This is a genomic window from Micromonospora sp. NPDC093277 (assembly GCF_044765245.1).
Lineage (GTDB): Bacteria > Actinomycetota > Actinomycetes > Mycobacteriales > Micromonosporaceae > Micromonospora.
In genome coordinates this window covers 339992-363004 of record NZ_JBIWJO010000008.1, presented here as the reverse complement: position 1 = coordinate 363004, position 23013 = coordinate 339992, and the positions used below count along the sequence as shown (strand labels likewise).

The window sequence follows — 23013 nt, the reverse complement described above, 5'->3', positions numbered from 1 at the left end:
CAAAAAACTGTCAGAAAACAAATCCCAGCAACAAAAATGTTGCCAAAGGAATCCCAACCAGACAGACCAAAGCCTGACCAGTCCGGGGAATCAAACAATTTGGCACTGGCTTATCAAGCACCCTGTTGAGTTCTCAAAGAACAACCACACACCATCCGGAAACCCCCCACCAGGAGGACCCCCGTCCGGGGCATCTCGTTCAACCGCCCCCGCCGCTCTCGCGCCGGGCACTTTTACTACGTTACCCGGTGGTTTCTGCCGTGTCAAACCGGTGTTTCGCGGCTTGTCATGCTTCCACGCATTTTCCGGGCACCCCGATTCATCCGACTTCCGTCGGAGGTTCCGAGGATTCAGCAGGACGGCCGTTGCGGTGCGGTTACCCGCTCGCTCGTCCGTTTCCCTGCCGGCCGATAACCTTACCCGGTCGGTTCCGCCTCGCCAAATCCGCCTTTCGGCGAATCCGGGGCACCACCCGGTTATCAGTCCTGCGCTCCGGCCTTCCAGGTCTTTCGCCCTGTTTCGTCCGTTCCGCGCTGGCAGAGAGAAAGTTACGCGCCCGGCGGTTTGATCGTCAAATCCGCCGGGCGCGTCCCGCGTCACATTGTCGACGTACGGCTATTTGCGCAGTTCGACACCGGCGAACGAGCGCTTGCCCCGGCGCAGCACCAGGTACCGGCCGTGCAGCAGGTCCGCCGGCGAGACGGTGGCTTCCACCGCCTCGATGCGGGTGTTGTTGACATACGCACCGCCCTCGGCGATCACCCGCCGCGCCTCCTTCATGCTCGGCACCAGGCCCGACTCCTTCAGCAGGCCGGCGACGTCCGGCAGCTCGCTCAGGTGGACCAGACCGGCTTCGGTCAGCGCGGCGCGCAGGGTCTCCGGCGTCAATTCGTCAAGCGAGCCGCGACCGAAGAGCGCCTGGCTGGCCGCGACCGCCTGCGCCATCTCCCGCTCACCGTGCACCAGGGCGGTCAGCTCCTCGGCGAGCGCCCGCTGGGCGAGCCGCGCCTGCGGGCGTTCCGCCGTCGCCTTCTCCAACTCCTCCAGTTCCTCGCGGGAGCGGAAGCTGAAGTAGCGCAGGTAGCGGTTGACGTCCCGGTCGTCGGCGTTGACCCAGAACTGGTAGAAGGCGTACGGACTGGTCATCTCCGGGTCGAGCCAGACCGCGCCGGTCTCGCTCTTGCCGAACTTGGTGCCGTCGGACTTGGTGACCAACGGAGTGGTGAACGCCTGCACCGGTCCGGCGCCGCGCCGACGGATGTAGTCGACCCCCGCGGTGATGTTGCCCCACTGGTCGGAGCCGCCGTACTGGAGCTGGCAGCCGTGCCGGCGGTGCAGCTCGAAGAAGTCGTTGGCCTGCAGCAGTTGGTAGCTGAACTCGGTGTAGCTGATGCCGGTCTCCAGCCGGGCCTTGACCACCTCGCGGGCCAGCATCTTGTTCACCGGGAAGTGCTTGCCGACGTCCCGGAGAAACTCCACCACCGACATCTCGCCGGTCCAGTCCAGGTTGTTGACCAGTTGGGCCGCGTTCTCCCCGGTGTACGAGACGAACGGCGCGAGCTGGTCGCGGATCCGCTGGACCCAGCCGGCGATGACCTCGGGCGGGTTCAGCGTCCGCTCCGCGCTCTCCTTCGGGTCACCGATCTGGCCGGTGGCGCCACCGACCAGCAGCAGCGGCCGGTGCCCGGCGAGTTGGAGCCGGCGGGCCATCACGACCTGCATGAGGTTGCCGACGTGCAGGCTGGGAGCGGTCGGATCGAAGCCCACATAGAAGGTGGCGCTCGGGCCGTCGAGCAGCTCGCACAGCTCGTCGAGGCCGGTCGAGTCCTGGAGCAGGCCCCGCCACCGCAGTTCTTCGAACAGAGAGTCCCGCCCGTGCGGGAGGTTGCTGTCGGTCACGGTCACCGATTCTCCCTCATCAGCGGGCCTGGCCCGTAGCGGGTTTGGCCTCCGGGCGCGACTAGGCTGGCGGCGCCACCTGAGGCTTGGAGGGACTGCCGTGGAGATGCCGGAGCTGTCGGGGGGCTTCGCGGCCCTGCTGGGCCTCAAGTTCGACGAGGTCAGCGGGGACCGGGTGGTGATCCGCTGGCAGGTCCGACCGGAACTGCACCAGCCGTACGGCATCCAGCACGGCGGGGTCTACTGCTCGGTGGTGGAGACGGCGGCCAGCATCGGCGGCGCCGTGTGGCTGGGCGACCGGGGCCGCGTCGTCGGCGTGTCCAACCAGACCGACTTCCTGCGCGCGGTGCGGGACGGGGAACTGATCGCGGTCGGCACGCCGATCCACCGGGGCCGCAGCCAGCAACTCTGGGCGGTGGAGATCAGCGACGACGACGGCCGGCTGGTGGCGCGGGGTCAGGTGCGACTGCAGAACCTCACCGTCACCTGACCACGGCCACGTCAGCTGCGGGAGCCGGCCGGGGCGGCGGTCAGCTCCAGCACGTACGCGTCGCCCTCCTGCCGGAAGCCGAGCCGGTGGTAGTACGGGGAGACCATCCCCGGCGGAGTGACCACCCGGCGGAAGCCGCGGTCGGTGAACAGGCGGCTGCGCCGGTAGACGAACTCGCCCGGGGTGAAGTCGCGGAACGGCGGGGTGACGTAGTCCAGGTCGATCTGGGCCGTGCCGCCGGCCTCGGCGTGCGACACCACCACGCCGACCACCTCGTCGGCACGGACCACCAGGAACGCCGACCGGTCGGCCGCCGGGTCCCAACTGAAGTCCGGGTTGAACCGGGCGATGTCCGCCTCGTGCACGCGCAGCGTGTGGGCCAGGAACGCGTCGCCGGTGCCCACCTCGACCACCTGGTACGTCTGCTCGTCGTGCCGGGTGGCCAGCAGCTTGCGCAGATACCAGACGTTGATCACGGTGAGCACCACATTCAGCCCGACCATCGGCCACACGGCCACGGCGGCGTTGTAGCCGATCAGGATGAGGCAGCCGAGCAGGTTGAGCGCACGTAGCCGCAGGATGCGGGTCTGCAGCAGCGACCAGATCAGCAGCGCGGAGCCGGCCCAGCCGACAAGTTCCAGCCAGTTCACCCGGGGGAGACTAGTCGTCGGACCGGCCGACCGACCAGGCGGGCAACTCCAGCACGTACTCCTCGACCTCGACACCGCGACTCTCGGCGTATCCGGAGTCCTCGCCGATCACGACGAAGCCGCACTTGCGGAGCACGGCGAGGGAGGCGGCGTTGTCCTTCGCGGCACGGGCCTGCACCGGCCGCTGCGACAGCTCGCCCAGGAGCGCGGCCAGCGCGGCCGTGGCGTGGCCCCGGCCCCAGCGCCCCGGGTCGATCCAGTAGCTGACCTCGGTGCGCTCCCCCACCGGGAAGGCGACCACGTGCCCGACCACCTCGCCGCCGACCGTCACGGTCCGCGGGAGGATGCGCGGGTCGGCGCGGATGCGCACCCAGTGGGCGTCGAAGGCGGCCCGGTCGGCCGGGTCCTTCGGGCCGAACGCGGCCATCCAGTTGGCCTGCGGATCCTGCTCGTTCGCGAAGAACGCCGGCAGGTCGTCGTCGCGCACCGGACGGAGCCGCACCTCACTGGTCACGGGTCGGAGGATACGCGGACCCACCGACGCCGATCGGGACCTCCGGCCCGCCGAACGTCCCGTCCGGCCCTGCCGCCCGCGCCCCCGTCGTCGGTACGAAGAAAGGGGACGTCGAGGTCCCGCATGAGCCGAGGAGGTCGGACCATGCCGAGGTACGTCTACGACTTCATCGAGGGTGACCGGAGCCGCGCCGACCTGCTGGGCGGCAAGGGCGCGAACCTCGCCGAGATGACCCGGCTGGGGCTGCCCGTCCCGCCCGGGTTCACCGTCACTACCGACGCCTGCCGGGCGTACCTGGCCACCGGCTCGCCGCCGCCCGGCCTCTTCGAGGAGGTGAACGAGCACCTGCGGCAGGTCGAGGCCCGGCTGGACCGGCGCCTCGGCGACCCGTACGACCCGCTGCTGCTGGCGGTCCGCTCCGGTGGCCGGTACTCGATGCCGGGGATGATGGAGACGATCCTGGACATCGGGCTCAACGACGCCACCGTGGCCGGGCTCGCCGCGCGCAGCGGCGACGAGCGCTTCGCCTGGGACTCGTACCGGCGGCTGATCCAGATGTTCGGCCGCACCGTGTACGGCGTCCCGGCCGAGGAGTTCGAGCAGGAGCTGGCCTCGGTCCGGGCCACCGCCGGCGCGGCCGGCCCGAGCGCCGCACAGCTGCATGACCTGGTGGAGACGTACAAGAAGATCTTCGTCCGGCGCGTCGGGCACGAGTTTCCGCAAGCCCCGCACGAGCAGCTCTTCCTGGCCGTCCGCGCGGTGTTCGCGTCATGGCGCTCCGAGCGGGCCCGGATCTACCGGCGGCAGGAGCGGATCCCGGACGACCTGGGCACCGCGGTCAACGTGATGGCGATGGTCTTCGGCAACCTGGGCCCGGACTCGGGCACCGGCGTGGCGTTCACCCGCGACCCGGCCACCGGCGCCCCCGGCGTGTACGGCGACTACCTGCCCGATGCGCAGGGCGAGGACGTGGTGGCCGGCGTCCGCAACACGGTCGGCCTGCCCGAGCTGGCCCGGATCGACCCGGCCAGCTTCCGCCGGTTGCTGGAGATCATGGCGACGCTGGAGCGGCACTACCGGGACCTGTGCGACATCGAGTTCACCATCGAACGCGGCCGGCTGTGGATGCTGCAGACCCGGGTCGGCAAGCGCACTCCGGCGGCGGCGTTCGTGATCGCCGCACAACTGGTCGACGAGGGGACGATCACCCCGGAGGAGGCGCTGACCCGGGTCACCGGGGCGCAGCTCGCCCAACTGGTGTTCCCGGCGTTCGACCTCGCCGGCGCGCCGGAGCCCCTCGCAGTCGGGGTGGGCGCCTCGCCGGGCGCCGCGGTCGGGCGGGTGGTCTTCGACTCGGCCGCCGCGGCGGCCGCCACCGATCCGGTGATCCTGGTCCGCCCGGAGACCAACCCGGACGACCTGCCCGGCATGATCGCCGCGACCGGGGTGCTCACCTCGCACGGCGGGAAGACCTCGCACGCCGCCGTGGTGGCCCGGGGCATGGGCCGGACCTGCGTCTGCGGGGCGGAGGCGCTCGACATCGACCCGCGACGCGGCGAGTTCACCGTCGACGACCGCGTGGTACGGGCCGGCGAGGTGATCTCGATCGACGGCACCACCGGCCGGATCTACCTGGGCGAGGTGCCGGTGCAGCCCTCGCCGGTGTCCCGGTACCTGGCCGGAGAGCTGGCGCCGGAGGCGGATCCCCTGGTCGCCGCGGTGCACCGGCTCCTCGGTCACGCCGACGCGGTGCGCAGGCTGGGCGTACGCGCCAACGCGGACACGCCCGCCGACGCCCGGCGGGCGCGACGGCTCGGCGCCACCGGCATCGGGCTGTGCCGCACCGAGCACATGTTCCTCGGCGACCGCCGCGAGCTGGTGGAGCGGCTGATCCTGGCCGACGGGCCGGCCGAACGCGAGGCGGCCCTGGCCGCGCTGCTGCCGCTGCAACGGGTCGACTTCGTCGGCATCCTCACCGCGATGGACGGGCTGCCGGTGACCATCCGGCTGCTCGACCCGCCGCTGCACGAGTTCCTGCCCGCGCTGCCCGAGCTGACCGCCCGGGTCGCCCGCGCCGAGGCGCTCGGCGTGGATCCGGGCCGGGACGCGACACTGCTGGCCGCCGTACGCCGGATGCACGAGGCCAACCCGATGCTGGGGCTGCGCGGCGTCCGGCTCGGACTGGTGGTCCCCGGGCTGTTCGCCATGCAGGTACGGGCCGTGGCCGAGGCGGCGGCGCAGCGGCGCCGGGCCGGCGGCGACCCGCGGCCCGAACTCATGGTGCCGCTGGTCGGGGACGTGCGGGAACTCGCCGCGGTGCGGGACGAGGCCGAACGGGTGCTCGCCGAGGTCGACGGCGCGCCGGAGATCCCGATCGGCACGATGATCGAGATACCACGGGCGGCGCTGACCGCCGGGGAGATCGCCGCCGAGGCGTCGTTCTTCTCCTTCGGCACCAACGACCTGACCCAGACCACCTGGGCGTGCTCCCGGGACGACGCGGAGGGCTCGTTCTTCGGGGCGTACCTGGAGCGCGGGATCTTCGCGGTCTCGCCGTTCGAGCGCATCGACGCCCGGGGCGTGGGGCGGCTGATCCGGCTGGCCGTCGCCGAGGGACGGGCGGCCCGGCCCGAGCTGACCGTCGGCGTCTGCGGGGAGCACGGCGGCGACCCCGACTCGGTGGCGTTCTTCGCCGAGGCCGGACTGGACTACGTCTCCTGCTCCCCGTACCGGGTACCGATCGCGCGGCTGGCCGCCGGCCGGGCCGCGGTCGACACCACCACCGGCACGTCCGACCCCCGTTAGGAGGGCAGCGCCATGATCGCGATCTTCAACCCGACCGGACTCGCCCCGACCCCCCGGCCCGCGCCGGCCCCGGTCCCGGTACCGCCGCCGGGACCGGTCGGGCCGGTGCTGGAACTGCCCGGCACGCCGCCGGCCGCACTGGTGCCGGTGACCCACGAGGGCCGGCCGCTCGGGGCGTTCGTGCTCTCCGGCGGGCGGGTCCGGTACCGGCGGGTGGTCGACCCGGACCAGCTCGTCGCGGCCGCCGCCGGGGCGTTCGCCGTCGCCGCCCTCACCGCCGCCGTGGCGGTCGCGGCCCGTCGCCGGCCGCCCACCATCGGCACGGTACGGATGGGCCCGGGCGGCTGGGTGAGCCTGCGCGGCGCCAGGACGCCCGCGCTGCGGCCGGACCGGCGACCGTGGTGGGCGCGGCTGCTGCGGGCTCGCCGGCTCGTGGTCGAGCGCTGACGCGCAGCGGGTACGCCCCGGGTCCCGCCGGGTGTGGGGCGTACCCCGGTCCGCCGGGTCATCCGGGTGGTGGACGGCGGGTCCGAACCGGCACCGGCGACCGGTTCATGCGCCGAGAATCGGGGCATGATGACATCCCGGCGTTGCGCCCACCACCGCCACGGCCCGGCATCCCGCGGCCACGCCATGGCCCCTTCCTCGTACGGCGGATGGCCGAGACCACGGGTGGTGGGCCCGACGGCGGCCGGACCACGGGCGCTCGGCCCCACGGCAGCCGCGCCTCTGGCGCTCGCCGCGGCCGCGGTCGGCGCGGTGGCGGTGGGCACCCTGGCGATCGGGCGCCTGTTCATCCGCCGGGCGATGATCCGGGAGCTGCGCATCGGCCGGCTGGAGGTGGACGAGCTGGTCGTCCGGCGGCGCGTTGACGCGACGGCGGGGATGAACGGTTAGCGGACCACGTCCACGGTGCGCACGGCCGACGGCCGCCCGCACCATGGCGGTACGGCGGCTCAGCTCGCCTCGGATGTCGGGTAGCCGTACAGGTCGAGCAGGCGCACCCGGGACGCCTGGAGCCGGTCCACCACCACGCTCATGAACCGGGTGGCGAGCTGGCGGCCGAGCGCGTCGTCGGACTCCATCAGCCGGCGTACCCCGGCGGCGTCGAACTCGACGGCGGTGCTGCGCTGCACGGCGACCGCGCCGAACTGCCAGCGGTACGGCGGGAAGAGCCAGGACCAGCCGAGCACCCCGCCCGGGCCGATCGTCTCGATCCCCACGTCGCCGCGGCCGGGCACCGGGAAGTCCAGCGCCACCTCGCCGCCGCGGAACAGCCAGAACCGCTCGGCGGGCTGGCCGGCGCGGAACATCCGGTGCCCGGGGTGCCAGACCACCGGGCGGGCGTAGCCGGTCAGCCGGGGCAGCCACTCCTGGGGCAGGCCGGCGAGGAAGGGATGTTCACGGAGCATCTCCAACGGGGTCATCACGTCTCCAGGAAAGGGTGAGGGACCCGGCCCCGTCGCCAGGTCCCTCGGGGCAGGGTCACGTCCGGGCGCCGTGCTCCACGGTGATCGGGATCTCCCGGGCGGTCGGCTCGGTCGCGGCGACGGTCGCGGTGATCTCGAGGATGCCGTTCGCGTAGCGGGCCGCGATGGTCTCCTCCTTCACCCCGGCGGGCAGCGTGATGAGCCGGGAGAAGGTGCCGTAGTGGAACTCGGAGTGGGCCTTGTCCGGGTGGCTCTCCCGGCGGACCACGTCCAGCCGCAGGCTCTCCCCGGTGCAGGTGATCCGCACGTCCTTCGCCGGGTCGATGCCCGGGAGTTCGGCGCGGACGACGTACCGGTCGCCGTCGAGGTAGTTCTCGACGCGGATGGTCGGCGCCAGCTTCGGCAGCCAGGACAGGTTCGTCCAGTCGAACGGCGCGAGGGTGCCGCCCCGGAACCTGGTGACAGTGGACATCTTCGACCTCCTTGTCGATCGTCCCCGACTCCATCCCACCTCCGCAGGGCCCGAACTGTCAGGGCCGATGGTCCCGGTCCCCGCGGGCGCAAGGCCCCTGCCGGCCGGCTGCTGGCCGGAGAACCCTGGAGGTGGACGAAGGGAGCGCGTGATGACCGACAGAGCTGGTGCCCCGGTTGTGGTGGGCGTGGACGGTTCCCCCTCGGCGCTGGACGCGGTGCGGGTGGCCGCGCGGGAGGCGGCGGGACGGCACCGGCCGCTGCGAGTGGTGAACGCGTTCCTGTGGCCGGTGCTCGGCACCCCGCTCGGTCCGATCGCCGTCAAGCTGCCGGACGGCGAGCTGCGGTTGGGGGCCGAGACGATCGTCGCGGACGCGGTCGACGAGGCGCGGAAGATCGACCCCGAGCTCCAGGTGACCGGTGAGGTGGTCGATGGCGGCCCCGTCGCGGTGCTGATGCGGGCGAGCCGGGACGCCGCGCTGCTGGTGCTCGGACACCGTGGCCTGGGCGGCTTCGCCGGGCTGCTGGTCGGTTCGGCGGCCGTGCAGCTGTCGGCCCGGGCCGACTGCCCGGTACTGGTGGCCCGGGGTGAGCCGCGAGCCGACGGCCCGGTGGTGGTCGGGGTGGACGGCTCCCCGATCTCCGACGAGGCGATCGGTTTCGCCTTCGCCGCGGCGGCGCAGCGCGGTGCCGAACTGGTCGCGGTGCACGCCTGGCTCTACCCGTCCCCGATCGGCCCGGGCGACATCATGCCGCTGGTGTACGACCCGGAGAGGCTGCGCGCCGAGGAGGAGCGGGTGCTCGCCGAGGCAGTGGCCGGGTGGGCCGAGCGCTACCCGGAGGTCCGGGTACGGCAGAAGCTGGTCGCCGCGACCGCGGCCCGGGCGCTGGTGGAGGAGTCCGCCGACGCGCAGCTGACCGTGGTCGGCGCGCACGGTCGGGGCAGCCTGGGCGGGCTGCTGCTCGGCTCGGTCAGCCACGCGGTGCTGCACCACTCCCGCAGCCCGCTGGCCATCGTCCGGCATCACAAGGGCGGTGCCGCCGCCTGACCTGGGACCGCATCCGCGCCGGCCGCCACCCGCGGTCGGCGCGGAGCCGTACCGGGTGGTCCACTCCATGTCAGGCAAACGGTGGTATCCGACCCGCACCGAGACCACCACATGCCGCGCATCGAGTCGATCGGGCGCATCTACCGCGTGTGCCGGCCGGCTGTCGGGGCAAATACGGTGTGCCGGGCAATTCGCCGTCGAGAATGGTCTGAGTCGACCGGAGGAATCTCAGTGAACCGACCTGTCGTGGTGGGCGTCGACGGATCGTCGACCAGCCTGACCGCCGCCGAGCACGCCGCCCGCGCCGCCGTCCAACGGTCCCGGCCGCTGCACCTGGTGCACGGCTACCTGCACCCGCTCGGCTTCGGCGTGCCGCTGAACCCGTACGACCTCGGGGTGCCGGCGCCCACCGCGGAGGCGCAGCGGATGCTCGAACAGCTCGCGGCGGAGCTGACCGAGCGGCATCCGGGCCTGCGGGTGCAGGTCCGCCAGGTGGCCGGCGGCCCGGGTGCCACCCTGGTCGAGGAGTCCCGCCGGGCGGAACTCGTGGTGGTCGGCAGCCGGGGCGTCGGCGGCTTCGCCGGCCTGCTGCTCGGCTCGGTGAGCGGGCAGATCGCCCAGCACGGCCACTGTCCGGTGCTGGTGATCCGCCCGGCCGAGCAACCGATTCGGGCCGAGGGGCCGGTGCTGGTCGGGGTGGACGGTTCCGAGTCGGCCGACCTGGCCGTCCGGCTCGCCGCCGACGAGGCGGTACTCCGGGGCAGTGAGCTGGTGCTGATGCACGTCCTCCCGCCGGAGCGGGCCGGGGCGGCGCCGGCGGAGGCGGCCGGGGCCGCGGCGGCCGAGCAGGCCGAGTCGACGGAGTTGCTGGCCCGGGCGGCGGCCCGGCTCCGCGCGGACCATCCGCTGCTGACCGTCTCGCAGCGGCCGGTCCGGGCCGCCTCCGCGGAGCAGGCGCTGGTCGCGGCGAGCGGGGAGGCGGCGCTGGTGGTGGTCGGGTCGCGCGGCCGGGGCGGCTTCGCCGGGCTGCTGCTCGGCTCGGTCAGCCAGGCGCTGGTGCAGCACGCGCACTGTCCGGTGCTGGTGGCCCATCCGTACGAGCCGGCGGACTGAGTGGAAAGAGGGGCCCTGCCAACGCGGACAGGGCCCCTCTCGACAGGCCGGGTCAGGCCGGGTCGCGGCCGGCGAGCAGGTCCTCGAAGCTGGTGGTGAGGGCGAACGGGTCGGCCGGGCCGGTCACGGCCGGGCGCCGCTGCACCTGTTCGGCCAGTTCGGTGCCGGCCCGCCGGATCCGGGCGCGCAGGGCGTCCTCGACGCCGTCCCCGGACCAGTCCTCGGGTGCCGCGAAGACCGCCGTCGGCACCACCACCGCCCGCAGGTACGCGAACATCGGTCGGACCGCGTGTTCCAGCGCCAACGAGTGCCGGGCGGTGCCGCCGGTGGCTCCGATCAGCACCGGCCGGTCGGCCAGGGCGTCCTTGTCCACCACATCGAAGAACGACTTGAACAGCCCGTTGTACGAGGCGTTGAAGATCGGGGTGACCGCGATCAGCCCGTCCGCGCTCGCCACCGTGTCCAGCGCCTCTCGCAGGGCGGCCGGTGGGAAGCCGGTGAGCAGGTGGTTCACCACGTCGTGCGCGTACTCGCGCAGCTCGACGGGCCGGATCTCCACCTCGGCGCCGCGCCGGACCAGCTCGTCACGGGCGGCCGTGGCGAGCTGGTCGGCGAGCAGCCGGGACGAGGAGGGCTGGCCGAGGCCGGCCGAGACCACGGCCAGGGTGCGCCGGGTCATCGGCCCACCTCGGGCGCCTTGCCGGTCACGTCGTCGACGGCGTGGACGGTGCCGTCCTTGGCGCCGCCCGCGGCGGCCAGCAGCGAGGCGTGCGTCGGCGCCTCGGGCACGTGCGCCGGGCGCAGCGAGTCGAACTCCTTGCGGAGCACCGGTACGACCTCCTCGCCGAGGATGTCGAGCTGTTCCAGGACGGTCTTGAGTGGCAGCCCGGCGTGGTCCATCAGGAAGAGCTGGCGCTGGTAGTCGCCGACGTACTCGCGGAAGCCCAGCGTACGGTCGATGACCTGCTGCGGGCTGCCCACGGTCAGCGGGGTCTCCCGGCTGAACTCCTCCAGCGACGGCCCGTGCCCGTAGACCGGGGCGTTGTCGAAGTACGGCCGGAACTCGCGGACCGCGTCCTGGGAGTTCTTCCGCATGAAGACCTGGCCGCCGAGCCCGACGACGGCCTGGTCGGCGGTGCCGTGGCCGTAGTGCTCGAACCGCTGCCGGTAGAGGCCGACCATCCGCTGGGTGTGCTCCTTCGGCCAGAAGATGTGGTTGGCGAAGAAGCCGTCCCCGTAGTAGGCGGCCTGCTCGGCGATCTCGGGGCTGCGGATCGAGCCGTGCCAGACGAACGGCGGCACCCCGTCGAGCGGGCGCGGGGTCGAGGTGAACGACTGCAACGGGGTGCGGAAGCGGCCCTTCCAGTCGACCACGTCCTCGCGCCACAGCCGGTGCAGCAGGTCGTAGTTCTCGATGGCGAGGGGGATGCCGTTGCGGATGTCCTGCCCGAACCAGGGGTAGACCGGGCCGGTGTTGCCGCGCCCCATCATCAGGTCCACCCGGCCGTCGGCCAGGTGTTGCAGCATCGCGTAGTCCTCGGCGATCTTCACCGGGTCGTTGGTGGTGATCAGCGTGGTCGCGGTGGAGAGCAGCAGCCGCTCGGTACGGGCGGCGATCCAGCCGAGCATGGTGGTGGGCGAGGAGGGCACGAAGGGCGGGTTGTGGTGCTCGCCGGTGGCGAAGACGTCGAGGCCGACCTCCTCGGCCTTGAGCGCGATGGCCACCATGGCCTTGATCCGCTCATGCTCGGACGGCGGCCGCCCGTTGGTCGGGTCGACCGTGACGTCGCCGACGGTGAAGACTCCGAACTGCATGACAGCTCCTTGCGTGCCGACCGGGACCGGGATGGCCCTGGATCGCACCGCACAACATATTTGACGAGTCAACTATTCCGCCAGGCATCGGCCACCGGGTGGCCCACCTCACCACCCGCGCACGCGGGCCGGGATCCGTCGCTGCGGGTCAACCGCCGGCCACCGACGGCAGCACCTGCACCTCCGCGCCCTCGCCGACCGGGGCGTCCAGCCCGCCGGCGTGCCGGCAGTCCTCGCCGTCGACATAGACGTTGACGTAACGGCGCAGCTCGCCGCGCTCGTCGCGGATCCGGCGGCCCAGCCGGGGCCAGGCGCCGTCGAGCTCGTCCAGGACGGTCCGCAGCGTGCCGCCGGCGGCGACGGTGAGCCGGCCCGCGCCGCCGGCCTCGCCGCGCAGCGGGCCGGGCAGCAGCACAGTGACCACTCAGATCACCGCGGCGCGGACGCAGAGCACGTCGGGCAGGTGGGCGGCGACCAGCGACCAGGAATCCCCCTCGTCCCGGCTGGCGTAGACCTCGCCGGACCGGGTGCCGAAGTAGACCCCGGCCGGATCGGCGTCGTCGGCGCACATCGCGTCGCGCAGCACCGAGGGGTAGAACGGCTCGTCGGGCAGCCCGGCCGAGAGCGGCTCCCACTTGTCGCCCGCGTCTGCCGAGCGGTAGACCTGGCAGCGGTGCTCGACCGGGAAACGCTGGGAGTCGGCGGTCAGCGGGAAGACGTAGACCGTGCCGGGGCGGGACGGGTGGGCGACCATCGGGAAGCCGAAGTCGGTGGGCAGGCCGGCGGCGATCGAGGCCCAGGTGCGGCCGTCGTCGTCGGAGCGGTAGACGCCGTGGTGGTTCTGCGCGTAGAGCCGGTCGGGATTGCCGGCGTCCCGCGCGATCTTGTGGACGCACTGCCCGAACTCGGGCCACTCGTCGGGCATGAAGTAGGCCCGGATGCCGGTGTTGCCGGGCGCCCAGCTCGCCCCGGCGTCCTCGGTGCGGTAGACGCCGCCGGTGGACATGGCCACCGTCATCCGGGCCGGGTCGCCCGGGTGTGGCAGCACGCTGTGGATCGCCTGGCCGCCGAAGCCGGCGCCCCACGACTCGCGGTGCGGATGGTCCCAGAGCGCCCGGACGAGCTGGAAGCTTCGCCCGCCGTCGTCGGAGCGGAACAGCGCCGACGGCTCGGTGCCGGCCCAGACCACGTCGGGCTGGTCGACGCCGGCCGGGGTGAGCTGCCAGACCCGGCCGAGGCTGGCTCCGGTGTCGGCCGGGAAGGCCACCGGCGCCTGGTCGGGCTCCTGCCACGAGGCACCGAGGTCGTCGCTGGTCGCCACGCTCGGACCGAAGTGCGAGCTGGTCACGCTGGCGAGCAGCCGGGGCCGGTCGCGACGCTTGTCAACGGCGACCGCGTAGACACCGGTCATCGGGAAGTGCGGGCCGCTCACCTCCCAGGCGCGCCGGTCGGGACTGGTGGCGAGGAAGAGCCCCTTGCCGGTGCCGATCGCGAGCAGGGTCGTCATGTCGGTCCTCCGATCCGTCGCCGAGCGCGGTGTGGTGATTATGGCCACGCCCACCGACAGAATGCCGCGCTGCCGCGCCGACCGCCAGCTCAGCGACGGACGCGGGGCACGTGCCGGCGGTAGGCGCTGACGGTCGGGTCACCCTCGAGCCAGAACCGCCAGGGCACGTCGTGGGCACCGGTGACACCGACCCGGGGGCCGGCCGCGACCGACGCCTCCGGCACCGGGTCGAGCGGGGGCCGCAGCCGGACCGGACCGTCGCCGAGCAGGTCCGCGCCGTAGACGGACCGGTCGACGCCGAGCGCCGCACAGAGCCGGGCGGGTCCGCGCGCCAGATCCACGTCCCGTCGCACGGCGGGCCGGCGGGCCCGGGCGACGTCGAGGCCGTCGACCACCTCGCCGGCGCGCAGCAGCACCGCCGAGGCCTCCCCGTCCGGGCCGGTGACCACGTTGACGCACCAGTGCATGCCGTACGTGAAGTAGACGTAGGCGTACCCGGACGGGCCGAACATGACCGCGTTGCGCGGAGTGCGCCCCCGGTGGGCGTGCGAAGCCGGGTCCCCGGCCGTGCCCGCGTACGCCTCGACCTCGGTGATCCGGACGGTGACCCCGTGGCCGGTGAGCCGGCAGCCGAGCAGCCCCCGGGCGGCGGGAACCACCGGCCCGGCGAGCAGGTCGGCGAGGGGCGCGAGGTCGGTGCCGGTCACGGCTGAACCCTATCCGGTGGTCCGGATTGATGAGCACAACCCGCTGCCAACAAGGTGTTGACAAAGAGTCGTTCAAAGGGTTCTGATGGACGACATGGACACGCTGGACAACGACCCGTTCACCGCTCCGGACGCGGCCCAGGCCCGGGCCCACCGCAACTACGCGGCGTTGATGCGGATCGCGGAGCGGCACGCGGGCACGAACTCCCGGCGCCGGCGCTACGCCCACCCGGACGTCCCCGACGCGTACGAGGCGGCGACCCTGGTGATGGCCCTCGCGGGCGGGGCGGAGCGGGAACCGGGCGAGGACCCGGTGGACCAGGCCGACCTGATGGCCGCGCTGACCCTGATCCCGCACGTCCGCGCGGAGGTGGACACGCTGGAGGCCGGCCTGCTGCAGGCGGCCCGCGGCCGGGGCATGACCTGGCAGGCGATCGCCTTCGGGCTGGGGCTGGGCAGCGCCCAGGCGGCCCGCCAGCGCTACGAACGACTGACGGTACGGACCGGCACCGCCGACTGACCGGCGCAGACTGTCACAGAGCCCGGCCAGACTGGCCGGGTGGACGAGGCGAGAGTGCTATGACACGCGACGAGATGCTGGCGTACTGCCTGGCAAAGCCGGGCGCGTGGCCGGACCAGCCGTGGGAGGGCGACGAGGTCGTCAAGGTGGGCAGCAAGATCTTCGCCTTCCTCGGCTCCGCCGAGGGCGAGGCGCGGGTGGGCGTCAAGTGCGGCCCGTCCCGGGAGGTCGCCGACGAGTGGCTGCACCGGTTCCCCGACGACGCCCGCCCCTCCCCCTACATCGGCCGCTCCGGGTGGAACACAATCCGGCTCGACGGCGGCATCCCCGACGACGAACTGATCGACGCGGTCGACGGGTCGTACGACGCGGTGGTGGCGAAGCTGCCGAAGCGCGAGCGACCGGCCGGCTGACCGCCTGCGCGCGGCGCGACCGTCGGGGGGTCGCACGGCTGCGTTCTGCGGCACACCATCGGATCTGCGTCGAACAAAGATTGAAAGGCCCTCGGCAGCACGCCGAGGGCCTTCACGGTGTTCCAGGGTCAGCGGGGCACGACCTGCTCGGCGGCCCAGTCCCGCCAGCCGGCCAGCTTGTCCGCGGCGGTGGCGAGCTGGTCGGCCACCGGCCCGGGGCCGGTCGAGCCCGGGGTGGTGCGGGCGGCCAGGGCGGAGCGGACCGAGAGCACGTCCCGCACCGACGGGTCCAGGTGCGGGCTCACCGCGGCGAGGTCGTCGTCGGAGACCTCGTCCAGGGCGCAGTCCCGGGCCACGCAGAGCGCCACCAGCTTGCCGGTGATCTCGTGCGCGTCGCGGAACGGCACGCTCCGGCGGACCAGCCAGTCGGCCACCTCGGTGGCGAGCGAGAAGCCGACCGGCGCGGCGGCGACCAAGCGGTCGACGCGTACCGTCATCGTGGAGATCATCCCGGCGAGGGCCGGCAGCAGCAGTTCCAGGGTGTCGACCGCGTCGAAGGCCGGCTCCTTGTCCTCCTGCATGTCCCGGTCGTAGGTCATCGGCAGGCCCTTGAGCATGGTGAGCACGCTCATCAGCCCGCCGACGAGCCGCCCGGACTTGCCCCGGGCCAGCTCCGCGATGTCCGCGTTCTTCTTCTGCGGCATGATCGACGACCCGGTGGCGAACGCGTCGTCCAGCTCGACCCAGCCGAACTCGTGCGACGTCCAGAGCACCAGCTCCTCGCCGAGGCGGGACAGGTGCACGCCGATCATCGCGGTGACGAAGAGGAACTCGGCGACGAAGTCCCGGTCGGCGACCGCGTCCATCGAATTGGCGAAGGACGTCCGGAAGCCGAGCTCCTTGGAGACCGCCAGCGGGTCCAGCGGCAGGCCGGAGCCGGCGAGCGCACCCGCGCCGAGCGGGCTGATCGCGGTCCGGTGGTCCCAGTCGCGCATCCGCTCCAGGTCACGCAGCAGCGGCTGCACGTGGGCGAGCAGCCAGTGCCCGAAGGTGACCGGCTGGGCGTGCTGGAGGTGGGTCATCCCGGGAGCGGCCGTGTCCACGTGCCGTCCCGCCTGCTCGACCAGGGCCTCGGCCAGCTCCACCAGCCGGGCGGCCACGCCCCGGGCGTGGTCACGCAGGTAGAGCCGCAGGTCGGTGGCGACCTGGTCGTTGCGGGACCGGCCGGCGCGCAGCTTGCCGCCGAGGCTGCCGAGCCGCTCCAGCAGGCCACGTTCCAGTGCGGTGTGCACGTCCTCGTCGTCGACGGTCGGCCGGAACGCCCCGGAGGCGCAGGCGGCCTCCAGGTCGTCCAGCGCGGCCAGCATCTTCCCCAGTTCCTCCGGGTCGAGCAGGCCTGCGCCGGCCAGGACCCGGGCGTGCGCCCGGGAGCCGGCGATGTCGTACGGGGCGAGGCGCCAGTCGAACTGGACACTCACCGACAGCCGCGCGAGCGCCTCGGAGGGTCCGCCGGCGAACCGGCCTCCCCAGAGGCTCGTCCGGTTGGTGGCGGCGCTGTTCTCGGTCAGACTCTTGTCGTCCACCCCACCCATTGTGGCAGTGTTCACCTTTCGCTCCCGACTGCGGGGCTCACTCGCTGCACTCGTTCACTCCTCGCGCTCACAGCCACGATCAGGCACCACCCAGCCGGGCGTCCCGCGCGGCGGCCATCTTGCTGGGCAGACCCCACAGCTGCACGAAACCCTTGGCGAGGGACTGGTCGAAGGTGTCGCCGGTGTCGTAGGTGGCCAGGCCGAAGTCGTACAGGCTGGCCTCGGAACGCCGGCCGGTGACGGTGGCCCGACCACCGTGCAGGGTGAGCCGCACCTCGCCGCAGACGTGCCGCTGGGCGTCGTCGACGAACGCGTCGAGCGCCTGCTTCAGCGGCGAGAACCAGAGGCCGTCGTAGACCAGCTCGCCCCAGCGCTGGTCGACGCCGCGCTTGAACCGGGCCAGGTCCCGCTCGATGGTGACGTTCTCCAGCTCCTGGTGGGCGGTGATCAGGGCCAGCGCGCCCGGGGCCTCGTACACCTCGCGGCTCTTGATGCCCACGAGGCGGTCCTCGACCATGTCCAGCCGGCCGACGCCGTGGGCGCCGGCGCGCCGGTTCAGCTCGAGGATCGCCTGGTACGGGGTGACCGTCTCGCCGTCGATGGCGACCGGTACGCCCGCGTCGAAGGTGATGACCACCTCGTCGGCGTCCCGCAACTCGGCCGGGTCGGCGGTGTACGAGTACAGGTCCTCGATGGGGGCGTTCCAGATGTCCTCCAGGAACCCGGTCTCCACCGCGCGACCCCACAGGTTCTGGTCGATGGAGTAGGGCGACCGGGCCGACACGTCGATCGGCAGCCCCTTCTCCTCGGCGAAGGCGATCGCCTTGTCCCGGGTCCAGGCGAAGTCCCGGGCCGGCGCGATGATCTTCAGGTCGGGCGCGAGCGCGCTCAGGCCGACCTCGAAGCGAACCTGGTCGTTGCCCTTGCCGGTGCAGCCGTGCGACACGATGGTGCCGCCGTGCTTCTTCGCGGCGGCGACCAGGTGCTTGACGATCAGCGGCCGGGACAGCGCCGAGACCAGCGGGTAGCGGTCCATGTAGAGGGCGTTGGCGCGGATCGCCGGCAGGCAGTACCCGGCGGCGAACTCGTCGCGCGCGTCGACCACCTCGGACTCCACCGCGCCGCAGTCCAGCGCACGCTGCCGGATGGCGGTCATGTCCTCGCCGCCCTGGCCGACGTCGACCGCCACCGCGATCACCTCGGCGCCGGTCTCCTCGGCCAGGTACGGAATGGCGACGGAGGTGTCGAGACCCCCGGAGTACGCCAGGACGACCCGCTCGGTCATGGCGTGGTGCTCCCTTCAACGAATTCTTCCCGGCGGGCCCACGCCGCGAGCTTGTCGCCCAACGCGGCGCCGCCGACGGCCTCGCGGGCCACGACGAGAATGGTGTCGTCGCCGGCGATGGTGCCGACGACCTCGGGCAGGCCCGCCCGGTCCAATGCGCTGGCCAGGTAGTGGGCCGCGCCCGGCGGGGTACGCAGCACGGCGATGTTGCCGCTGGCGTCGACCCCGTTGAGCAGCTCACTCAGCAGCCGGACGAGCCGGGCCGGGGCGGCCTCGGCCTCACGCAGCGGCCGGTGGCCGTCCTCGGGGATCAGGTAGACGCCCCGCCCGTCGCCACCGCGGGCGGTGACCGCCCCCAGTTCCTTGAGGTCCCGGGAGAGGGTGGCCTGGGTGACCTGGATCCCGTCGCCGGCGAGCAGGTCGGCCAGCTCGGGCTGCGAGTGGACGGCCCGGTCGCGGATCAGCTCGACGATGCGGGCGTGCCGGGCGGCACGGGTCAGCGGGGCGGTCATGGTGTGGATGCCTCCAGGAGAAAGGTCAGTAGCGCCTTCTGGGCGTGCAGACGATTCTCCGCCTGGTCGAAGACCGCGCTGTGCGGCCCGTCGAGCACCTCGTCGGTGATCTCCTCGCCCCGGTGGGCGGGCAGGCAGTGCAGCACGATGGCGTCCGCCGCGGCGTGGCCGAGCAGCGCACTGTTGACCTGGTACGGCAGGAACGGCGTGGTCCGGTCGATCCCGTCGGACTCCTGCCCCATCGAGGTCCAGGCGTCGGTGGCGATCACGTCCGCGTCCCGGACCGCGTCGACCGGGTCGGTGAGCACGCGGACCGACCCGCCGGTGCTGGCGGCGATCTTCTCGGCCCGGGCGACCACCTCGGGGTCGGGCTGGAATCCGACCGGCCCGGCGACCCGGACGCGCATCCCGGCGGCCGCCCCGGCCAGCAGGTAGGAGTGCGCCATGTTGTTCGCCGCGTCCCCGACGTACGCCAGGGTCCGCCCGGCGGTGGCGCCGAACCGCTCGCGGACGGTGAGCAGGTCGGCGAGGAGCTGGCAGGGGTGGTAGGCGTCGGTGAGCGCGTTGACCACCGGCACGGTGGCGTGCGCGGCGACCTCGGCGATCCGGTCGTCGCCGTGGGTGCGCAGCACGATCGCCGCCACGTAGCGGGAGAGCACCCGGCCGGCGTCGGCCAGGGTCTCGCCCCGCCCGAAGTGGGTGACCTGGGTGTCCACCACGAGCGGGTGTCCGCCCAGTTCGGCGATGCCGACGTCGAAGGAGAAGCGGGTCCGCAGGCTCTGCTTGTCGAAGAGCACCGCCACCGACCTCGGGCCGGCCAGGGGCCGGTGGCCGAACCGGTCCGCCTTCATCCGGGCGGCGAGGTCGAGCACGGCCGACTGCTCGGCGGGGGTCAGGTCGTCGTCGCGCAGGAAGTGCCGGATCATGCGTTCGCCTCCGTGGTGGTCGTCGCGTCGGTCGAGATCGTGGACGGTTTCGGCCCCTGCGGGGGTCGCCTCCGGCCAGGATCTGCGGCGGCTGCCGTCAGGGCGGCGGGGAGGGCGGTCAGGAAGGCGTCGGCCTGGTCGGTGGTGAGGATCAGTGGCGGGGCGAGCCGGACCACGTCCGGCTGCACCGGGTTGACCAGGAAGCCCGTCTCGCGCAGCGCGTTCGCCACCGAGCCGGAGACCGGCTCGGCGAGCACGACGCCGAGCAGCAGACCGCTGCCGCGGACCTCGGTGACGAGGGGGTGGCCGAGCGCCTCGATCCCCCGCCGCAGCCGCTCCCCGATCCGCTTGACATGGTCGAGCAGCCCCTCGTTGGCGATGGTGGCGATGACGGCGAGGGCGGCCGCGCAGCTGACCGGGTTGCCGCCGAAGGTGGTGCCGTGCGAGCCGGGGCCGAGCAGGTCGGCGGCCCGGCCGAAGGCCAGGCAGGCGCCGATGGGCAGGCCTCCGCCGAGCCCCTTGGCCAGGGTGACGACGTCCGGCTCGACACCCTCGGCCTGGTGGGCGAACCAGTGGCCGGTGCGGCCGACGCCGGTCTGCACCTCGTCGAGCACCAGCAGGGCGCCGTGCGCGGCGGTGATCCGCCGGGCCTCGGCCAGGTAGCCGGGCGGCGGCACGACCACGCCGTTCTCGCCCTGGATCGGCTCGATGATCACCATCGCGGTGGCGTCGGTGACGGCCGCGGCCAGGGCGGCGGTGTCGCCGTACGGGATGTGGGTGACGTCGCCGGGCAGTGGGCGGAACGGGTCGGCCTTGGCCGGTTGGCCGGTGAGCGCCAGGGCGCCCATGGTCCGGCCGTGGAAGCCGCCCCGGGTGGCGACCACGTGGGTGCGCCCGGTGAGCCGGGACAGTTTGAACGCGGTCTCGTTCGCCTCGGCGCCGGAGTTGGCGAAGAACACCCGGCCGGGCCGGCCGGCGAGGGCCAGGAGCAGTTCGGCGAGGGCGACCGGCGGCTCGGCGACGAACAGGTTGGACACGTGCCCGAGGGTGGCGACCTGCTTGGACACGGCGGCCACCACGGCCGGGTGCGCGTGGCCGAGGGCGTTGACGGCGATGCCGCCGAGCAGGTCGACGTACTCCCGGCCGGCCTCGTCGACCACGACGGCGCCGGAGCCGGAGACGAGCGCGAGCGGCGGGGTGCCGTAGTTGTCCATCATGGACTGGCCCCAGCGTTCGACGAGCGTGGTCATTGCGCCACCACCATCGTGCCGAATCCCTCCGAGGTGAAAACTTCCAGGAGCGTGGAGTGGGCGACCCGGCCGTCGACGACGTGCGCGGCGGGCACTCCCCCGCGCACCGCCCGCAGGCAGGCCTCCATCTTCGGGACCATCCCCGACTCCAGGGACGGCAGCAGCTTCGCCAGGTCATCGGTGCTGATCTCGCTGACCAGGCTGGACGTGTCCGGCCAGTCGGCGTAGAGGCCGGCCACGTCGGTGAGGACGACCAGCTTGCGCGCCCGCAGGGCGACGGCGAGCGCGGCGGCGGCCGTGTCGGCGTTGAGGTTGTGCAGCACCCCGTCGGCGTCCGGCGCGACGGTGGAGATCACCGGGATCCGGCCGGCCGCGATCAGGTCGGCCACCGCCGAGACGTCCACCGACTCCACGTCGCCGACCTGACCGATGTCGACCGGCTGCCCGTCCACGTACGCTGGGCGGCGTACGGCGGTGAACAGCCCGGCGTCCTCGCCGGAGAGCCCGACGGCGAACGGGCCGTGCGCGTTGATCAGGCCGACCAGTTCCCGGCCGACCTGCCCGACCAGCACCATCCGGACGACGTCCATCGCCTCAGGGGTGGTGACCCGCAGTCCGCCCTTGAACTCGCTGGCGATGCCGAGCCGGCCCAGCATGGCGGAGATCTGCGGCCCGCCGCCGTGCACGACGACCGGCTTGAGTCCGGCGTACCGCAGGAAGACCATGTCGGCGGCGAAGGCCCGCTGGAGCTCGGGCTCGATCATGGCGTTGCCGCCGTACTTGACCACGACGGTGGCGCCGGAGAAGCGGGCCAGCCAGGGCAGGGCCTCGATCAGCGTCTCGGCCTTGGCCTGGGCCCGGGTGAGGTCCGCGGTGAGACTGCTCATGTTGAATACGCCGAGTTCTCGTGCACGTACGCGTGGGACAGGTCGTTGGTCCAGACGGTCGCCGCCGCGTCCCCGGCGTGCAGGTCGATCCGGATGGTGACGTCCCGCCCGGTGAGGTCGACCTTGGACCGGTCCTCGGCAGCGGCCCCGCCCCGGCACACCCACACCCCGTTGACCGCGACGTCCACCCCGTCGGGCTCGAACGCGGCGGCGGTGGTGCCGACCGCGGCGAGGATCCGGCCCCAGTTCGGGTCGTTGCCGAACAGTGCGGTCTTGACCAGGTTGTTCCGGGCCACCGACCGGCCGGCCTCGACCGCGTCCTCCTCGGTGGCCGCGCCGACCACGTCGATGGCGATCTGCTTGGTGGCGCCCTCGGCGTCGGCGATGAGCTGCTGGGCGAGGTCGTGGCAGGCGGCGGTGACCGCGGCGGTCAGCTCCGCCTCGGTCGGCTCGATGCCGGACGCGCCGCTGGACAGCAGCAGCACCGTGTCGTTGGTGCTCATGCAGCCGTCGGAGTCGATCCGGTCGAAGGTGACCCGGGTCGCGGCCCGCAGCGCGGCGTCGAGGATCTCCGGGCCGGCCACCGCGTCGGTGGTGAGCACGCAGAGCATGGTGGCCATCGCGGGGGCGAGCATGCCAGCCCCCTTGGCCATGCCGCCGACGGTCCAGCCGCTGCCGGCGGCGACCGTGGTCTTGGGCCGGGTGTCGGTGGTCATGATCGCGTCGGCGGCCGCCCGGCCACCGTCGCGCGACAGGCCACGCACCGCGTTGCGTACGCCGGAGAGCAGCGCGGTCATGGGGAGCCGCTCGCCGATCAGGCCGGTGGAGCAGACCGCGACCTCGCCCGCGCCGAGCATCAGCCGGGGGCTGCTCGCGGTGAGCGTGGCGGCGGTGTGCTCGGCGGTGGCGTGGGTGTCCTGGAAGCCGGCCGGGCCGGTGCAGGCGTTGGCCCCGCCGGAGTTGAGCACCACGGCGCGGACCACGCCGCCGTGGACGACCTGCTGGGTCCAGAGCACCGGGGCGGCCTTGACCCGGTTGGCGGTGAAGACGCCGGCGACCCCGGCGTCGGGGCCGTCGTTGACGACGAGCGCGACGTCGTTGGCGCCGCTGGTCTTCAGTCCGGCGGCGACGCCGGCCGCCCGAAAGCCTCGGGGGGTGGTGACGGTCATGCTGCGCTC

General features: G+C 73.1%; 25 protein-coding genes. 8 read left to right on the top strand and 17 right to left on the bottom strand.

Annotated features, from left to right (window positions below; translation table 11 throughout):
- Window positions 1-615: 615 nt before the first annotated feature.
- Window positions 616-1899, bottom strand: coding sequence for a tyrosine--tRNA ligase (gene tyrS, locus ACIRG9_RS20490; protein WP_402857949.1), 1284 nt, complete (start codon window positions 1897-1899; stop codon window positions 616-618).
- Between the two features lie 106 nt (window positions 1900-2005).
- Here tyrS and ACIRG9_RS20485 point away from each other — a divergent pair, with 106 nt between their 5' ends.
- The gene (locus ACIRG9_RS20485; RefSeq protein ID WP_402857900.1) at window positions 2006-2389 is read left to right on the top strand and encodes a PaaI family thioesterase; all 384 of its coding nucleotides are present in this window, start codon (window positions 2006-2008) and stop codon (window positions 2387-2389) included.
- Between the two features lie 11 nt (window positions 2390-2400).
- Here ACIRG9_RS20485 and ACIRG9_RS20480 read toward each other — a convergent pair whose 3' ends face one another.
- Window positions 2401-3039: a hypothetical protein gene (locus ACIRG9_RS20480; protein ID WP_402857897.1), complete on the bottom strand. Its 639-nt coding sequence runs from the start codon at window positions 3037-3039 to the stop codon at window positions 2401-2403.
- A gap of 10 nt (window positions 3040-3049) precedes the next feature.
- Window positions 3050-3553, bottom strand: a complete 504-nt coding sequence (locus ACIRG9_RS20475) for a GNAT family N-acetyltransferase (RefSeq protein ID WP_402857894.1) — start codon at window positions 3551-3553, stop codon at window positions 3050-3052.
- Between the two features lie 144 nt (window positions 3554-3697).
- On the opposite strand from ACIRG9_RS20475, the gene ppdK reads away from it, so the two are divergent.
- From ppdK to ACIRG9_RS20460, 3 genes are all read left to right on the top strand, one after another.
- Window positions 3698-6358 carry a pyruvate, phosphate dikinase gene (gene ppdK / locus ACIRG9_RS20470; protein ID WP_402857891.1) on the top strand — a complete coding sequence of 887 codons (2661 nt, stop codon included), beginning with the start codon at window positions 3698-3700 and terminating at the stop codon, window positions 6356-6358.
- Window positions 6359-6370: 12 nt separating this feature from the next.
- Window positions 6371-6805 (top strand): hypothetical protein, encoded by a 435-nt coding sequence (locus ACIRG9_RS20465; protein WP_402857888.1) that lies wholly within the window; start codon window positions 6371-6373, stop codon window positions 6803-6805.
- 225 nt (window positions 6806-7030) lie between these two features.
- Complete coding sequence (locus tag ACIRG9_RS20460) at window positions 7031-7255, top strand: hypothetical protein (RefSeq protein WP_402857885.1); 225 nt, start codon at window positions 7031-7033, stop codon at window positions 7253-7255.
- Window positions 7256-7314: 59 nt separating this feature from the next.
- Here the strand turns inward: ACIRG9_RS20460 and ACIRG9_RS20455 are convergent, their stop codons facing one another.
- Both ACIRG9_RS20455 and ACIRG9_RS20450 read right to left on the bottom strand, forming a co-directional pair.
- Window positions 7315-7785: a cyclic nucleotide-binding domain-containing protein gene (locus tag ACIRG9_RS20455; RefSeq protein WP_402857882.1), complete on the bottom strand. Its 471-nt coding sequence runs from the start codon at window positions 7783-7785 to the stop codon at window positions 7315-7317.
- A 58-nt stretch (window positions 7786-7843) separates the two neighbouring features.
- Window positions 7844-8260 carry an Hsp20/alpha crystallin family protein gene (locus ACIRG9_RS20450; protein WP_402857879.1) on the bottom strand — a complete coding sequence of 139 codons (417 nt, stop codon included), beginning with the start codon at window positions 8258-8260 and terminating at the stop codon, window positions 7844-7846.
- Between the two features lie 151 nt (window positions 8261-8411).
- On the opposite strand from ACIRG9_RS20450, the gene ACIRG9_RS20445 reads away from it, so the two are divergent.
- Together ACIRG9_RS20445 and ACIRG9_RS20440 are read left to right on the top strand one after the other, a co-directional pair.
- Window positions 8412-9308 carry a universal stress protein gene (locus ACIRG9_RS20445; RefSeq protein ID WP_402857876.1) on the top strand — a complete coding sequence of 299 codons (897 nt, stop codon included), beginning with the start codon at window positions 8412-8414 and terminating at the stop codon, window positions 9306-9308.
- Between the two features lie 225 nt (window positions 9309-9533).
- A complete protein-coding gene (locus ACIRG9_RS20440; protein ID WP_402857946.1) occupies window positions 9534-10421 on the top strand; it encodes a universal stress protein in 888 nt (295 codons plus the stop codon).
- 52 nt (window positions 10422-10473) lie between these two features.
- Here ACIRG9_RS20440 and ACIRG9_RS20435 read toward each other — a convergent pair whose 3' ends face one another.
- The 5 genes from ACIRG9_RS20435 to ACIRG9_RS20415 form a co-directional block, all read right to left on the bottom strand.
- Window positions 10474-11100, bottom strand: coding sequence for an FMN reductase (locus tag ACIRG9_RS20435; protein WP_402857873.1), 627 nt, complete (start codon window positions 11098-11100; stop codon window positions 10474-10476).
- A complete protein-coding gene (locus ACIRG9_RS20430; protein ID WP_402857870.1) occupies window positions 11097-12236 on the bottom strand; it encodes an LLM class flavin-dependent oxidoreductase in 1140 nt (379 codons plus the stop codon). The genes ACIRG9_RS20435 and ACIRG9_RS20430 overlap by 4 nt, the downstream gene beginning before the upstream one ends.
- 148 nt (window positions 12237-12384) lie before the next feature.
- Entirely contained in the window at window positions 12385-12660 is a 276-nt protein-coding gene (locus tag ACIRG9_RS20425; protein WP_402857867.1) for a MoaD/ThiS family protein, read from the bottom strand.
- Entirely contained in the window at window positions 12661-13743 is a 1083-nt protein-coding gene (locus ACIRG9_RS20420; RefSeq protein WP_402857864.1) for a WD40/YVTN/BNR-like repeat-containing protein, read from the bottom strand.
- A gap of 89 nt (window positions 13744-13832) precedes the next feature.
- A complete protein-coding gene (locus tag ACIRG9_RS20415) occupies window positions 13833-14450 on the bottom strand; it encodes a DNA-3-methyladenine glycosylase (protein WP_402857861.1) in 618 nt (205 codons plus the stop codon).
- An 85-nt stretch (window positions 14451-14535) separates the two neighbouring features.
- Between ACIRG9_RS20415 and ACIRG9_RS20410 the strand changes: the two genes are divergently transcribed.
- Both ACIRG9_RS20410 and ACIRG9_RS20405 read left to right on the top strand, forming a co-directional pair.
- Window positions 14536-14970, top strand: a complete 435-nt coding sequence (locus ACIRG9_RS20410) for a DNA-binding protein (protein ID WP_402857858.1) — start codon at window positions 14536-14538, stop codon at window positions 14968-14970.
- A gap of 59 nt (window positions 14971-15029) precedes the next feature.
- Entirely contained in the window at window positions 15030-15383 is a 354-nt protein-coding gene (locus tag ACIRG9_RS20405; RefSeq protein ID WP_402857855.1) for an MmcQ/YjbR family DNA-binding protein, read from the top strand.
- Between the two features lie 128 nt (window positions 15384-15511).
- Here the strand turns inward: ACIRG9_RS20405 and argH are convergent, their stop codons facing one another.
- From argH to argJ, 7 genes are all read right to left on the bottom strand, one after another.
- Complete coding sequence (gene argH, locus ACIRG9_RS20400) at window positions 15512-16975, bottom strand: argininosuccinate lyase (protein ID WP_402857943.1); 1464 nt, start codon at window positions 16973-16975, stop codon at window positions 15512-15514.
- 79 nt (window positions 16976-17054) lie between these two features.
- Window positions 17055-18260 carry an argininosuccinate synthase gene (locus ACIRG9_RS20395; protein ID WP_402857852.1) on the bottom strand — a complete coding sequence of 402 codons (1206 nt, stop codon included), beginning with the start codon at window positions 18258-18260 and terminating at the stop codon, window positions 17055-17057.
- Window positions 18257-18772: an arginine repressor gene (locus tag ACIRG9_RS20390; RefSeq protein ID WP_402857849.1), complete on the bottom strand. Its 516-nt coding sequence runs from the start codon at window positions 18770-18772 to the stop codon at window positions 18257-18259. The genes ACIRG9_RS20395 and ACIRG9_RS20390 overlap by 4 nt, the downstream gene beginning before the upstream one ends.
- Entirely contained in the window at window positions 18769-19698 is a 930-nt protein-coding gene (gene argF / locus ACIRG9_RS20385; RefSeq protein WP_402857846.1) for an ornithine carbamoyltransferase, read from the bottom strand. The genes ACIRG9_RS20390 and argF overlap by 4 nt, the downstream gene beginning before the upstream one ends.
- Window positions 19695-20948, bottom strand: coding sequence for an acetylornithine transaminase (locus ACIRG9_RS20380; RefSeq protein ID WP_402857843.1), 1254 nt, complete (start codon window positions 20946-20948; stop codon window positions 19695-19697). Before ACIRG9_RS20380 ends, argF begins: the two co-directional genes overlap by 4 nt.
- The gene (gene argB, locus ACIRG9_RS20375; protein ID WP_402857840.1) at window positions 20945-21835 is read right to left on the bottom strand and encodes an acetylglutamate kinase; all 891 of its coding nucleotides are present in this window, start codon (window positions 21833-21835) and stop codon (window positions 20945-20947) included. Before argB ends, ACIRG9_RS20380 begins: the two co-directional genes overlap by 4 nt.
- The gene (gene argJ, locus ACIRG9_RS20370; protein WP_402857837.1) at window positions 21832-23004 is read right to left on the bottom strand and encodes a bifunctional glutamate N-acetyltransferase/amino-acid acetyltransferase ArgJ; all 1173 of its coding nucleotides are present in this window, start codon (window positions 23002-23004) and stop codon (window positions 21832-21834) included. The genes argB and argJ overlap by 4 nt, the downstream gene beginning before the upstream one ends.
- Window positions 23005-23013 lie beyond the last annotated feature (9 nt).